This is a genomic window from Mycobacterium gordonae (genome assembly GCF_001417955.2).
Taxonomy (GTDB): domain Bacteria; phylum Actinomycetota; class Actinomycetes; order Mycobacteriales; family Mycobacteriaceae; genus Mycobacterium; species Mycobacterium gordonae_B.
In genome coordinates this window covers 121,001-134,534 of the sequence record NZ_LKTM01000350.1, presented here as the reverse complement: position 1 = coordinate 134,534, position 13,534 = coordinate 121,001, and the positions used below count along the sequence as shown (strand labels likewise).

10 protein-coding genes are annotated in these 13,534 nt (G+C 66.2%); 4 read left to right on the top strand and 6 right to left on the bottom strand.

Annotated elements, in window-relative coordinates; all coding sequences use genetic code 11:
- Nucleotides 1-32 precede the first annotated feature (32 nt).
- A complete protein-coding gene (locus AO501_RS26815; protein ID WP_055580597.1) occupies nucleotides 33-1,682 on the top strand; it encodes a DNA repair helicase XPB in 1,650 nt (549 codons plus the stop codon).
- 71 nt (nucleotides 1,683-1,753) lie between these two features.
- Here AO501_RS26815 and AO501_RS26810 read toward each other — a convergent pair whose 3' ends face one another.
- Complete coding sequence (locus tag AO501_RS26810; RefSeq protein WP_055580596.1) at nucleotides 1,754-2,899, bottom strand: thiolase family protein; 1,146 nt, start codon at nucleotides 2,897-2,899, stop codon at nucleotides 1,754-1,756.
- Between the two features lies 1 nt (nucleotide 2,900).
- Nucleotides 2,901-3,329 carry a Zn-ribbon domain-containing OB-fold protein gene (locus AO501_RS26805; RefSeq protein ID WP_055580595.1) on the bottom strand — a complete coding sequence of 143 codons (429 nt, stop codon included), beginning with the start codon at nucleotides 3,327-3,329 and terminating at the stop codon, nucleotides 2,901-2,903.
- Nucleotides 3,330-3,476: 147 nt separating this feature from the next.
- Here AO501_RS26805 and AO501_RS40385 point away from each other — a divergent pair, with 147 nt between their 5' ends.
- Nucleotides 3,477-5,372, top strand: a complete 1,896-nt coding sequence (locus tag AO501_RS40385; protein WP_063892927.1) for a serine/threonine-protein kinase — start codon at nucleotides 3,477-3,479, stop codon at nucleotides 5,370-5,372.
- A 4-nt stretch (nucleotides 5,373-5,376) separates the two neighbouring features.
- Nucleotides 5,377-7,266 carry a serine/threonine-protein kinase gene (locus AO501_RS26795; RefSeq protein ID WP_055580593.1) on the top strand — a complete coding sequence of 630 codons (1,890 nt, stop codon included), beginning with the start codon at nucleotides 5,377-5,379 and terminating at the stop codon, nucleotides 7,264-7,266.
- Here the strand turns inward: AO501_RS26795 and AO501_RS26790 are convergent.
- The 3 genes from AO501_RS26790 to AO501_RS26780 form a co-directional block, all read right to left on the bottom strand.
- A complete protein-coding gene (locus AO501_RS26790) occupies nucleotides 7,263-8,246 on the bottom strand; it encodes an LLM class F420-dependent oxidoreductase (RefSeq protein ID WP_055580592.1) in 984 nt (327 codons plus the stop codon). The genes AO501_RS26795 and AO501_RS26790 overlap by 4 nt on opposite strands.
- Before the next feature lie 84 nt (nucleotides 8,247-8,330).
- Nucleotides 8,331-10,475 (bottom strand): 3-hydroxyacyl-CoA dehydrogenase NAD-binding domain-containing protein, encoded by a 2,145-nt coding sequence (locus AO501_RS26785; RefSeq protein WP_055580591.1) that lies wholly within the window; start codon nucleotides 10,473-10,475, stop codon nucleotides 8,331-8,333.
- A 4-nt stretch (nucleotides 10,476-10,479) separates the two neighbouring features.
- Nucleotides 10,480-11,691, bottom strand: coding sequence for an acetyl-CoA C-acetyltransferase (locus AO501_RS26780; protein WP_055580590.1), 1,212 nt, complete (start codon nucleotides 11,689-11,691; stop codon nucleotides 10,480-10,482).
- A gap of 222 nt (nucleotides 11,692-11,913) precedes the next feature.
- Between AO501_RS26780 and AO501_RS26775 the strand changes: the two genes are divergently transcribed.
- Nucleotides 11,914-13,086 carry a pyridoxal phosphate-dependent aminotransferase gene (locus AO501_RS26775; protein ID WP_055580589.1) on the top strand — a complete coding sequence of 391 codons (1,173 nt, stop codon included), beginning with the start codon at nucleotides 11,914-11,916 and terminating at the stop codon, nucleotides 13,084-13,086.
- On the opposite strand, the gene AO501_RS26770 is transcribed toward AO501_RS26775, so the two are convergent.
- Nucleotides 13,083-13,523, bottom strand: coding sequence for an SRPBCC family protein (locus AO501_RS26770; RefSeq protein WP_055580588.1), 441 nt, complete (start codon nucleotides 13,521-13,523; stop codon nucleotides 13,083-13,085). The two genes, AO501_RS26775 and AO501_RS26770, sit on opposite strands and share 4 nt — an antisense overlap.
- Nucleotides 13,524-13,534 lie beyond the last annotated feature (11 nt).

The window sequence follows — 13,534 nt, the reverse complement described above, 5'->3', positions numbered from 1 at the left end:
GCCGGGGAGCAACGATTGGAGGAGCAGCGCCCATGACAGACGGGCCGTTGATCGTGCAGTCCGATAAAACGGTGCTGCTCGAAGTCGACCATGAGCAGGCCGGGGCGGCGCGCGCCGCCATCGCGCCGTTCGCCGAGCTGGAACGCGCACCCGAGCACATCCACACCTACCGCATCACACCGCTGGCGCTGTGGAATGCCCGCGCCGCCGGACACGACGCTGAGCAGGTGGTCGACGCGCTGGTCAGCTTCTCCCGCTACGCGGTACCGCAACCCCTGCTGGTCGACATCGTCGACACCATGGCGCGGTACGGCCGCCTGCAACTGGTCAAGCACCCCGCGCACGGCCTGACGCTGCTGAGCTTCGATCGCGCCGTCCTCGAAGAAGTGCTGCGCAACAAGAAGATCGCGCCGATGCTCGGCGCCCGCATCGACGACGACACCGTCGCCGTTCACCCCAGCGAGCGCGGCCGGGTCAAGCAGATGCTGCTCAAGATCGGCTGGCCGGCGGAGGATCTCGCCGGCTACGTGGACGGCGAGGCCCACCCGATCAGTCTGGAACCCGACGGGTGGGAGCTGCGCGACTACCAGCAGCTCGCCGCGGACTCGTTCTGGGCCGGCGGCTCGGGAGTGGTGGTACTGCCCTGCGGCGCCGGCAAGACGCTGGTCGGCGCGGCCGCCATGGCAAAAGCGCAGGCCACGACGCTGATTCTGGTCACCAACATCGTGGCGGCCCGGCAGTGGAAGCGCGAGCTGGTGGCACGGACCTCGCTCACCGAGGAGGAGATCGGCGAATACTCCGGCGAGCGCAAGGAGATCCGGCCCGTCACCATCTCGACGTACCAGATGATCACGCGACGCACCAAGGGCGAGTACCGGCATCTGGAGCTGTTCGACAGCCGCGACTGGGGCCTGATTGTCTATGACGAGGTGCACCTGCTGCCGGCACCGGTGTTCCGGATGACCGCCGACCTGCAGTCCAAGCGGCGCCTTGGCCTCACCGCCACGCTGATCCGCGAGGACGGCCGGGAGGGCGATGTGTTCTCGCTGATCGGGCCGAAGCGATATGACGCCCCGTGGAAGGACATCGAGGCCCAGGGCTGGATCGCACCTGCTGAGTGCGTGGAAGTCCGGGTCACCATGACCGACAACGAGCGGATGATCTACGCCACCGCCGAGCCCGAGGAACGCTACAAGCTGTGTTCGACCGTGCACACCAAAATTGCTGTGGTGAAGTCGATCCTGAAGAATCACCCTGGCGAGCAGACCCTGGTGATCGGCGCATACCTCGATCAGCTCGACGAGCTGGGTGCCGAGCTGGGCGCCCCGGTGATCCAGGGGTCGACCAAGACCCGGGAACGCGAGGACCTGTTCGACCAGTTTCGGCGTGGCGAGATCGCGACCCTGGTGGTGTCCAAGGTGGCCAACTTTTCCATTGACCTGCCGGAAGCCTCTGTTGCGGTTCAGGTTTCGGGCACCTTCGGGTCGCGACAGGAGGAGGCCCAGCGCCTGGGCCGGCTACTGCGGCCCAAGGCTGACGGTGGCGGCGCCATCTTCTATTCGGTGGTGGCGCGCGACAGCCTGGACGCCGAATATGCCGCGCACCGGCAGCGTTTTCTGGCTGAGCAGGGCTACGGGTACATCATTCGCGACGCCGACGACCTGCTGGGCCCGGCGATCTAGGACCGCGAGCAGACGCAAAATCACCTCGGAACACGTGCTCCTTGGGGATTTTGCGTCTGCTCGGCAGGAAGCTAGAGCGACAGGATGGTCGCCGAGGCGGTGCCCGGCGCGCCGTAGACCTGCGCCAGACCCACCCGCGGGTTGCCCGGCACCTGCCGTTCGCCTGCCTCACCGCGCAACTGCCGCACCAACTCATGCATCTGACGCAACCCGGACGCGCCGATCGGCTCGCCGTTGGCGATGAGACCGCCGTCGGTGTTGACCGGAATCGAACCGTGAATCTCGGTGGCGCCGTCGGCCACCAACTTCTCCTGTTCGCCGTCAGCGCACAGACCCGTCTCGGCCATGTGGATCACCTCGTTGCCGGCATCGGTGTCCTGCAACTGGGCCACGTCGACGTCCTCAGGCCCGATGCCCGCGGCCTCGTAGGCGGCTTTGGCCGCGTACACCGTCGGCGAGGCGTCACCGTCCAGCGGAGCGAACGTGGCGTGCACCTCGTAGGCGCCGTAACGGCGGGTGCGAATCTCGCAGGCGCGCACGTACACCGGCTTGTCGGTGTACTTAGGCGCCAGGTCGGCGCGGCACATGATCACCGCCGCCGCCCCCTCGTCCGGCGCGCAGAACATGTACTGCGTCAGCGGATAGTTGAGCACCGCCGATTTGAGGATCTCTTCCTCCGGAATTGCCTTGCGGCGGAACGCGTTCGGGTTCATCGCGCCGTTGCGGAAGTTCTTGGCTGCCACCTTGGCCAGCGTCGCCTGAGAGATGTTGTGGTCGTGCAGATACTTGTTGGCCTTCATGCCGAAGAACTTCGTGGTGACGAACTGCCCGTTCTGCGCATACCACTGCGGCAGCGCGAGTTTGGCGGGATCGTCGGTGAACGCGCCGCGGGGATGCTTGTCCAGCCCGATCGCGATTCCGAGGTCGTACTTGCCCAACCGGATGGTGTCGGCGGTCTGCTGGATGGCGCTCGCCGCCGTGGCGCAGGCGTTGAACACGTTGGTGAACGTGATCCCGGTGAGCCCGACCAGGCGCGTCACGGCGTCCGGGTTGGACACCTCATGACTGCCGCCGAAGCCGAACTGGATGTCCTTCCAGTCCACGCCGGCGTCGGTCAGGGCGGATTGGATCGCCTCGGCACCCATCTCCATCGCGGTCTTCTCGAACCTGCCGAAGGGGTGCAGGCCGACGCCGATGATGGCGACATCGTTGGTCATCTCATGCTCCTGTCGCTGCGACCGGCTGGAACGCGAAGGTCATGATTTCGGCGCCGTCGCCGTCGCGATTCAGCGGCACCATGGTGAGTTCGACCTCCTGACCGAACTCCAGCTTGGCCGGATCGCTCTCGGTGAGCCTGCCTTCCACCCGGATCACGTCACCGAGTTGAACCAGGCCGACTCCGAACGGCACGAAGTCCTTGCCGACAGGTCCGGCGTAAGGGGCGCCCGGCGGGAACCCCTGGGTGGTCCATGCGACCAGCGTGCCGCGCCGCGGCAGCAACACCTCGGTCATCTCGCTGCGGCTGCAGCGCGGACAGTACCGCTGCACCGGGAACGTCGTGGCCTCACAACTGCCGCATCGGCTGCCGATCAGCTGGGGATTCGCGTCCGGCCAGGTAGAGATTTCAGGGGCCAGCGCCTTCTGCATCGACAAACCTCCGTGGAGCACGGGAAAAGTCCGACTCACTGAACGGTACAACAGCGTTCCGCAAAAATGGAAATCGCATTCTCGTGCGACTCGACACGGACGAGTCGTTCGGTGTCGTGGAAAATTGCCAGCAATTACGATTTGGCCATGTCCCTCGTCGTTGGCCAGGTATTCGCCGGATACACGATCCTGCGCGTGCTGGGTGCAGGCGGCATGGGCAGGGTTTATCTGGCAACACATCCGCGCCTGCCCCGCGAGGACGCGCTCAAAGTGCTGCCCGCGGAGTACACCGACGACCCCGAATACCGGAAGCGGTTCGCGCGCGAAGCCGACGTGGCCGCCGGCCTGTCCCATCCCCACATCGTGCGGATCTACGACCGCGGTGAGACCGACGGCCAGCTGTGGATCTCGATGGACTATGTGGCCGGCACCGACGCGTCCCATTTGTTGTCCGAGCGCTACCAGCGCGGCATGCCTGTCGACGAAGTGGTCGCCATCATCTCCGCGGTCGCCTCCGCGCTGGACTACGCCCACCACCGCGGCCTGTTGCACCGCGACGTCAAGCCCGCCAACATCCTGCTCACCGAACCCGACGGCGGGCAGGCGCGCCGGATATATCTGGCGGACTTCGGCATCGCGCGCCGCATCGATGACGCGTCGTCCATCACGGACATAAACGTCGCGGTAGGCACCGTCGCCTATGCCGCACCCGAACAACTCAAGGGCGCGCCGGTTGACGGGCGCGTTGACCAATATGCGTTGGCCTGCACGGCTTATCACCTGTTGACCGGCGCCCCCCCGTTCACCGACAGCAGTCCGACGGTGGTCATCACCCAGCAGATCAGTTCCCCGCCGCCGCCGATCGGCACACGTCGACCCGAATTGTCGTCATTGGACCCGGTTTTCGCCATCGCCATGGCCAAGGACCCGGACGGCCGCTACAGCAGCTGCAGCGACTTCGCCCTGGAGTTGACCAAACACCTCGCCACGCAAAACTACGACACCCCGGTCGATTTGCACGCCCGGCAAACTCAGCCCTCGATCTCGCTGATCAAGTCGAGCGAGCCGGACCCCAGAGGCTGGGCGCGGCGGCCGGCCGTCCTCTTCAGTGTGCTGGTGGCCGTCGCGTTGCTGGTCGTCGGCGGCGTCTTCGCCGGCACCAAATTCAGGCATTCCGGCAAGCACACCGCCGCGCCGCTCGGGTCGTCCACTGCGGCGCCGCAGGCCACGCCCCCAGCGGCGCAGGGCCCGTTCACCGGCACCTACCGCGCCGACTTCGGCCCGGTTACGTTGATCAACGGCAAGCAAGTTCCAAATGCGCAACCCACCACGGGCACCTATGGCATGCGCTCGATGTGCGGGGGCACCGGTTGCGTGGCAACGGGTTCGCGCCTTAAAGGCGAAAGATTTTTCGCCGCGAGCATGGTTTTCGATCAGCTGGGCAGCAGCTGGGTGGCGGTGGCGCTGTCCACCCAACCGTGCAATGACACGACCAGTGAGATCTGGGAGGTCTTCACGTTGGAGGCACGTCCAGACGGGACTCTGGTCGGCGAACAAACGCGCACCGCCCGCAACAATTGCGAAGAGCGGCGGACCGTGACCTTCACCCGCACCGGCGATGCCCCGGCCGGCCTTCCCGACCCGGCGACCCTGCCGCCGCGGGTGCCGTCAGTGGCCGAGGCGTTTCACGGCCGCTATGCGCGGACCCTCACGGTGGCGGGCCGGGGCTCCCAGCCGGAGGGCGATTCCCCGGGCGTCACCAATTGCTTGCGTACCGGTGATCGGTGCATGAGCTTCTTTCACTTTGATTCAGGCGATGCTCCCCTGATATTCGCGGGCGGCAGCTGGACGTGGGATGAAGTGAGCAGCGGAAAGTGTCCAGACGGGAGCCCGACGACGCTGCGGATCAGCGCCACGTACCCGCTGCCACAACCGGCTGCGGATCCGCTGCCGTCGCTGACCGGCCACGGGCACTGGGCGCAAACGGGGACGTGCTCGGTCAACGTAGATCTTGACGACACGTTCACTCGAACAGGCGATTAGCCCCGTGCCGCTGGATGTTGGACAAGCTTTTGCCGGGTACACGATCCTGCGCGTGCTGGGTGCGGGCGGCATGGGCACGGTGTATCTGGCGACGCATCCGCGGCTGCCGCGCGAGGACGCGCTCAAAGTGCTGCCCGCGGAGTTCACCAACGATGCCGAGTACCGGGCGCGGTTCAATCGCGAGGCGGAACTGGCCGCCGGTTTGTCCCATCAGCACATCGTCGGGGTTCAGGACCGGGGCGAATTCGACGGCCAATTCTGGATCTCGATGGATTACGTGGCCGGCACCGACGCCTCCCGATTGCTCAAAGAGCAGTATCCGTCGGGCATGCCCGCCGAGGAGGTGCTGTCCATCGTCGCCGCGGTCGCAGCCGCGCTGGATTACGCCCATGACCGCGGGTTGCTACACCGCGACGTCAAACCGGCCAACATCCTGCTGGCCGATCCCGACGGGCAGGACCGCCGCGTGTACCTGGCCGATTTCGGCATCGCGCGGCGCATCGACGATTCTGCCGGTCTGACCGAGACCGACGTGGCGGTCGGCACCGTTGCCTACGCCGCGCCCGAACAACTCCGAGGTGATCCGATCGACGGACGCGCCGACCAGTATGCGTTGGCGTGCACGGCCTTTCATCTGCTGACCGGCGCGCCGCCGTATCCGGACGACAACCCCGCCGTCGTCATCACCCATCATCTGTACGCTCCGCCGCCGTCGGTGGGAGAACACCATGACGAGCTGCGGAGTCTTGACCCGGTATTTAGCCGGGCCATGGCCAAGGAACCAGCCGACCGGTTCGCCACCTGCAGCGAGTTTGCCTCTCAACTGCGCAGGCACCTCGAAGGCGGCGCCCCGATCACCGCGCCGGACCACCTCCTCACCGCGCCCGTCGCCCGCGCGCCCCGCAGACGTTCCCGTCTGCTGATCGCCGCACTCGTGGGTGTTGCGCTCCTGGTCGGCGGCGGGATCTTCGCCGGTTTCAAGCTCACGCACAAGCCGGTCGCAGCGCCCGCGCCCACCAGCACCACCTCCGCCACCACATCGGCGACGCCGGTCAGCGCTCCGACCACCACCTCCGTTGCGCCGCTCACCCCCGGCCCGTTGAATGGCCGCTACAAAGCGGATTTCGGCGCCGCCACCGATCTCGATGGCAACGGCCACGGCGCGCCGCCGGCCACCGCCAGCTACGGGCTCCGTTCGGCGTGCCGAGGCGCCGCCTGTGTGGCGACGGCCGAATCTCTGGGTAGGCCCAATGATCTGGCTAAGACGATGGTGTTCGACGAAATCGACGGCCGGTGGCTGGCTGTAGCGGTGATCAACGATGAGTGCCTTTCGACGAAGTCTGAATTCTGGCTGGCGTTCTCCCTGCAGCTGGGCGCCGATGGCACCCTCACCGGAGAGATGACCCGGACCAGCGCCACCAACTGCCGGGACAAGAGACCGGTAACCCTCACGCGCACAGGCGATCTCGATGTCGACACGGTCGTCGACCCGGCGACCGTCGCACCGCGGGTTGCGTCCCCGGCCGAAGCATTACACGGCCGGTACCAAGTCCTGCGGACTTACCCCACATCAGCCATTCCGACGGAGCCCGTAGATACCGCCGTCGTCACGACCTGCCTGCGCACCGGCGATCGCTGTATGAGCTATTTCCACGGCAATGGGGGCGACAACCCCCTGGTTTTTCAGAACGGCATCTGGGCATTGACTTCGGACGCCGATTACCCGTGTCCGGCCGGGGGCACACTGCATTTCAATGTCATCGCCGAGTTTCCGCTGCCGCAGCCGACGGAGAATCCCATTCAGCGGCTCAGTGGGCACGGGCACCAGACGCAAACCCGCGCGTGCGCGGTCGACACACCCTTCGACCAAACGTTCACCCGCACCGGCGATTAACTCAGCGCGGGGATTACTTCGCGTTCAAACAATTCGATACCGGAGCGGTCGTATGCCGCCTCGGGGAAGTAGCAGATCGCGTATTCACAGCCGAGATCGCGGACCTTGGACAGTCGCTCGATCACCTGCTCCGTGGTGCCCATCGTCGAATCGGGCATGCCACCCACCATCGAATCCGCCACTGCGTCCGGCACATAGCCGTCCAGGCGGTCACGCACCCGCTTCTTGCGGTCGTCGACGTCGGCTTCAGAGCTGCCGACCACGGCGGTGAAATTGGCCGACCGCACGATCGCGTCGAAGTCGGTGCCCAGCTTGCGGCAGTGCTCGGCGAGTAACTGCGACTTGTGGGCGAATGCCTCGAGTTCCGGAGTGAAGTTGGTGTATTGCGCATAGGCAGCGGCGATGCGCAACGTCACCTTTTCCCCGCCCCCCGCGATCCACAGCGGAATACCATTGCGCTGCAATGGCTTCGGTGCCACGATCGCGCCGTCAACCTGGTAGTGCTTCCCGTCGAAGCTGACTTTGCCATCGCGCCAGGCGTCCCGCATGATCTGCACGCCTTCGTCGAGCCGCGCCAGCCGCACTCCGGCTGACGGGAATCCGTAACCGTAAGCGCGCCACTCGTGCTCGTACCAACCACCGCCGATACCCATCTGGACGCGGCCGCCGGAGATGATATCGGCGGTGGCCGCGACCTTGGCGAGATACACCGGATTGCGGTAGCTCATCGCGGTGCACATCTGGCCCAGCTTGATCCGCGATGTCACGGCCGCGTAGGCCGACATCAGCGACCATGCCTCGTGAGTGGCCTGGTCGCTGGGCAGCGGGACGGTGTGGAAGTGGTCGTAGACCCACAGCGAATCCCAGGCGCCGCCGTCTGCATAGGTGGCCAGATCGCGCATCACCTCCCAGTGCCGCTCGGGTTCGATGCCGACGAGATCCATCCGCCAGCCTTGCGGGATGAAGAGACCGAAGCGCATAGCGGTGACTCTACTTGGGTGAGCAGACACAAAATCGCCCATTTCGCTAGGCGAAAGGGCGATTTTGTGTCTGCTCGGCAGTACTTAGGTGAGTGAGTCCGGCGGCAGGAAACGGTCGCCGTACTTCTTGGCCAGCTCGCGGGCGCGGGCCACGAAGGCTTCCTTGCCCCGGCCGAGCGGACCCTCGTAACCGACGATGTACTGCGCGCTACCACCGGTCCACGGCGGGAACCCGATGCCCATGATCGACCCGATGTTCGCGTCGGCCGTGGTCATCAGCACGTTCTCGTCGAGGCACTTCTGGGTTTCCAGCGCCTCGGCGAACAGCATCCGGTCGATCATGTCCTGCAGCGGCGGCTCCGAGCTACCCGACTTGAAGGTCTCCCGCAGACCCGGCCACAAGCCGGAACGCTTGCCCTCGGGGTACTCGTAGAAGCCGGCGCCCTTCAGACGGCCCGAGCGGCCGACCTCAATCATCTTCTCCACCACGGCTTCTGCCGGGTGCGGCTCGTACTTGCCGCCCGCGTCCTCGACACCCTTGCGGGTGGCGACGGCGATCTTGTGCATCAGCTCCAGGTTGAGCTCGTCGGACAGCTGCAGCGGCGGCGCCGGGTAACCGGCCTGCGAACCCGCCTGCTCGATGCTGGCCGGCTCGACACCCTCGCCCAGCATGGCCAGCGCCTCGTTGACGAAGGTGCCGATGACCCGGGACGTGAAGAAGCCGCGGCTGTCGTTGACCACGATCGGGGTCTTGCCGATGGCCAGCGTGTAGTCGAACACGCGGGCCAGCGCCTCGTCAGAAGTCTTCTCGCCCTTGATGATCTCCACCAGCGGCATCTTGTCGACCGGCGAGAAGAAGTGGATCCCGATGAAGTCCTCCTGCCGCTTGACGCCGGTCGCCAGACCGGTGATCGGCAGCGTCGAGGTGTTGGAGCCGAGCAGCGCGTTGGGCTCGACGATGTCCTCGATCTCCTGGAAGACCTTGTGCTTGAGGTCCTGGCTCTCGAACACCGCCTCGATGACGAAGTCGACGCCCTTGAAGTCAGCGGGGTCGGCCGTCGGAGTGATGCGCGCCAGCAGGGCGTCACTCTTCTCCTGCGTGGTGCGGCCCCGCTCCAGCGCCTTGGCTTCCAGCTTCTCGGAGTAGCCCTTGCCCTTCTGCGCGGCCTCGATGCTGACATCCTTGAGGACCACGTCGTAGCCGGCCTTGGCCGAGACGTAGGCGATGCCCGCACCCATCATGCCGGCGCCGAGCACGCCGATCTTGTTGATCTTGACCGGCTCGATGCCGTCCGGGCGGGACTTGCCGGCGTTGATGGCCTGCAGGTCGAAGAAGAACGCCTGGATCATGTTCTTCGAGACCTGGCCGGTGACCAGCGTGGTGAAGTAGCGGCTTTCGATGCGGCTGGCGGTGTCGAAGTCCACCTGCGCGCCCTCGACCGCGGCGGCCAGAATGGCCTTCGGCGCCGGCATCGGCGCACCCTTGATCTGCTTGCGCAGCAACGCCGGGAACGACGGCAGAATGGACGCGAGCGCGGGCGACGACGGGGTGCCGCCGGGCATCTTGTAGCCCTTCTTGTCCCACGGCTGCTCGTGGCTGTCGGGGTTGGCCTTGATCCACGCCTTGGCGGCGGGCACCAACTCCTCGACCGTCGGCAGCAACTCGTCGATCAGACCGAGTTCCTTGGCCTTGGCCGGCTTGAACCGGGTGCCCTGCGACAGGACATTCATGAAGGCGTTCTGGATACCGAACATCCGTACCGAGCGGGTGACACCACCCGCGCCCGGCAGCAGACCCAGCGTCGCCTCGGGGAAGCCGAACTGCGATCCCTTCACGTCGGCCGCGATGCGGTGGTGGCAGGCCAGGGCAATCTCCAGGCCACCGCCCAGGGCTGCGCCGTTGAGCGCGGCGACCACTGGCTTGCCCAGCGTCTCGAGCGTGCGCAGCTGCTTCTTGACGTTCTCGACCAGGTCAAAAGCCTCGCCGGCGTTCTCCGGGCCGATCTGGATCATGCTCTTCACGTCACCGCCGGCGAAGAAGGTCTTCTTCGCGCTGGTGATCACCACGCCGGTGATCGAATCCTTCTCCGCGACAAGGCGTTCCACCGCCTTGCCCATCGACTCGATGTACGCCTCGTTCATGACGTTGGCCGACCCCGACGGGTCGTCCAGCGTCAGCGTGACGATGCCGTCGTCATCCTTGTCCCACTGAATCGTGTTGTCGGTCATGTACTTAAACCCTCTCGATGATCGTCGCGACACCCATGCCGCCGCCAATACAAAGCGTCACCAGGGCGCGCCGGGCATTGCGGCGCTCCAGCTCGTCGACCATGGTGCCCAGGATCATCGCGCCGGTGGCACCCAGCGGGTGGCCCATGGCGATCGCGCCGCCGTTGACGTTGAGCTTCTCGTCCGGGATGTTCAGGTCCTTCTGGAACTTCAGCACCACCGAGGCGAAGGCCTCGTTGAGCTCGAACAGGTCGATGTCGTCGACGGTCAGGCCGGCGCGGTCGAGCACCTTGCGGGTGGCCGGGGTGGGGCCGGTCAGCATGATCACCGGGTCGGCCCCACTGGTCGCGGTCGCGACGATGCGGGCGCGCGGGGTCGCGTTGATGGCCGCCCCGGCCTTCTCGTTACCGACCATGACGAGGGAGGCGCCGTCCACGATGCCGGAGCTGTTGCCGCCGGTGTGCACGTGATTGATCTTCTCGACCCAGTGGTACTTCTGCAGCGCCACGTCGTCGAAGCCGCCCATCGCAGCCAGGACCTCGAACGCCGGCTTGAGCTTGCCCAGGCCTTCCTTGGTGGTGTCCGGGCGCATGTGCTCGTCGTGGTCGAGGATCAGCAGACCGTTCTGGTCGCGGACCGGCACCACGGACTTGGCGAAGTAGCCGCCCGACCACGCCTCAGCGGCCTTTTCCTGGCTGCGCAGGGCGTAGTTGTCCACGTCGTCGCGGGTGAAGCCCTCGATCGTGGCGATCAGGTCGGCGCCGATGCCCTGCGGGACGAACATCACGTCGTAGTTGGTCTCCGGGTCCAGGCCCATGGCGCCACCGTCGGATCCCATCGGCACGCGGCTCATCGACTCCACACCACCGGCCAGCACCAGGTCGTCCCAGCCCGAGCGCACCTTCTGCGCGGCGGTGTTGACGGCCTCGAGGCCCGATGCGCAGAACCGGTTGAGCTGAACGCCGCCCGAGGTGACGGGCATGCCGGAGGCCAGCACCGCGGCGCGCGCGATGTCACCGCCCTGGTCGCCCACGGGTGAGACGCACCCCAGGATGACGTCGCTGATCAGGTTCTCGTCGAGGTCAGGGTTGCGCTTGCGCAGCTCCTCGATGAGGCCCACGACCAGGTCGAGGGGCTTGACTTCGTTCAGCGCGCCGTTGCGTTGCTTGCCGCGCGGCGTGCGGATGGCCTCATAGATGAAGGCTTCTTCGGACATGTCGGTTTCCTGTTCCAAAAAGGGAGGGTTTGGATCCGTCTTCAAGAGTAGGTCCAGGAAAGGAACACTAACAGGGGCCTCGGCCAACCTGTTGGTTGGGAGGGAGTTCGCAGGTCAGGCGGCCTACCTCGACCGCGAACGTGAAGCTGGCCGCACGTTGGATGTCGAACGTGAAGCTGGCCGCACGCTCGGCGACGGCGGCGCGCCCTAAGCTCGACCACCATGACGGTCACGCGGCTGCAGCCCTACGCGACCACGGTGTTCGCCGAGATGTCGGCGCTGGCCGCGCGGATCGGTGCGGTGAACCTGGGCCAGGGCTTTCCCGACGAGGACGGGCCCCCGGCAATGCTGAAGGCCGCCCAGGACGCGATCGCCGCGGGCGTCAACCAGTACCCACCCGGGCTGGGCATCGCACCGCTGCGAGAGGCCATCGCCGCGCAGCGCCACCGGCAGTTCGGCATCGACTACGACCCCGGCACCGAAGTGCTGGTGACGGTCGGCGCCACGGAGGCCATCGCCAGCGCCGTGCTGGGCCTGGTGGAGCCCGGCTCGGAGGTAGTGCTGATCGAGCCGTTCTACGACTCCTACTCCCCCGTGGTGGCGATGGCCGGCGCTCACCGCGTCGCGGTGCCCCTGGTCGCCGACGGCCGCGGCTTCGCGCTGGACGCCGACGCACTGCGCCGCGCGATAACCCCGCGAACACGTGCCCTGATCGTCAACTCACCCCACAACCCCACCGGCGCAGTCCTGAGGCCGCAGGAGTTGCAGGCCATCGCCGAACTCGCGGTGGCCGCCGACCTCCTGGTGATCACCGACGAGGTCTACGAGCACCTGGTGTATGACGACCACACCCACGTACCGCTCGCCGGGTTCGACGGCATGGCACAGCGCACCGTCACCATCTCCAGTGCCGCCAAGATGTTCAACTGCACCGGTTGGAAGATCGGCTGGGCGTGTGGCCCCGCGCACCTGATCGCCGGCGTGCGCGCGGCCAAGCAGTACCTCAGCTATGTCGGCGGGGCACCGTTCCAGCCCGCGGTGGCGCTGGCTCTGGATACCGAAGACAACTGGGTGAGGGCTCTGCGCGATTCGCTGCAGGCGCGACGGGACCGGCTGGCCTCGGGACTCAAAGGAATCGGTTTCGAGGTCCACGACAGCTTCGGCACCTACTTTCTGTGTGCCGACCCACGTCCGCTGGGCTACGACGACAGCTCGGCGTTCTGCGCGGCACTACCTGAGAAAGTCGGCGTGGCGGCCATCCCGATGTCGGCCTTCTGCGATCCGGCCGCGGAGCACGCCGACCTGTGGAATCACTTGGTGCGCTTCACTTTCTGCAAACGGGAGGACACCCTGGACGAGGCGATCAGCCGACTCGGGGCACTGCGCGACAGTTAGCCGAGGCTTCCCATCACCCGGCGTCGCAGTCCCTCGGTGGCCGCGTCCAGGATCTTCCTGCGGGCCCGGTTGACCAGGAATTCCGGTAGCGGCGCCGAGGGTTCGACGGTGATGGTGAACCGCACCCGCGTCTTGTCGTCGCCCTCGCGGCTCAGGTTGTACTCGCCGTGCTGACCGTGTTGCTGCTTGGTCTTCTTGGCATCCCACACCACCCAGTCCGGGCCCCAGTGATACTCGAGCAGCTCCCGGTCGATGATCCCGACGACCTTGATGGCGACCTTCACATATCGGGGACGACCGTCCGGCCAGGTTTCGACGACCTCGGCCCGCTTGTGCACCGACGACCACGACGGCACCGCCTGCATGTCGGCAAGCGCGTCGATGATGACGTCCGGCGGCGCGTCGATAACGACTTCACTGGAAGCTTGAATGGCCACTGTTGTTCAAA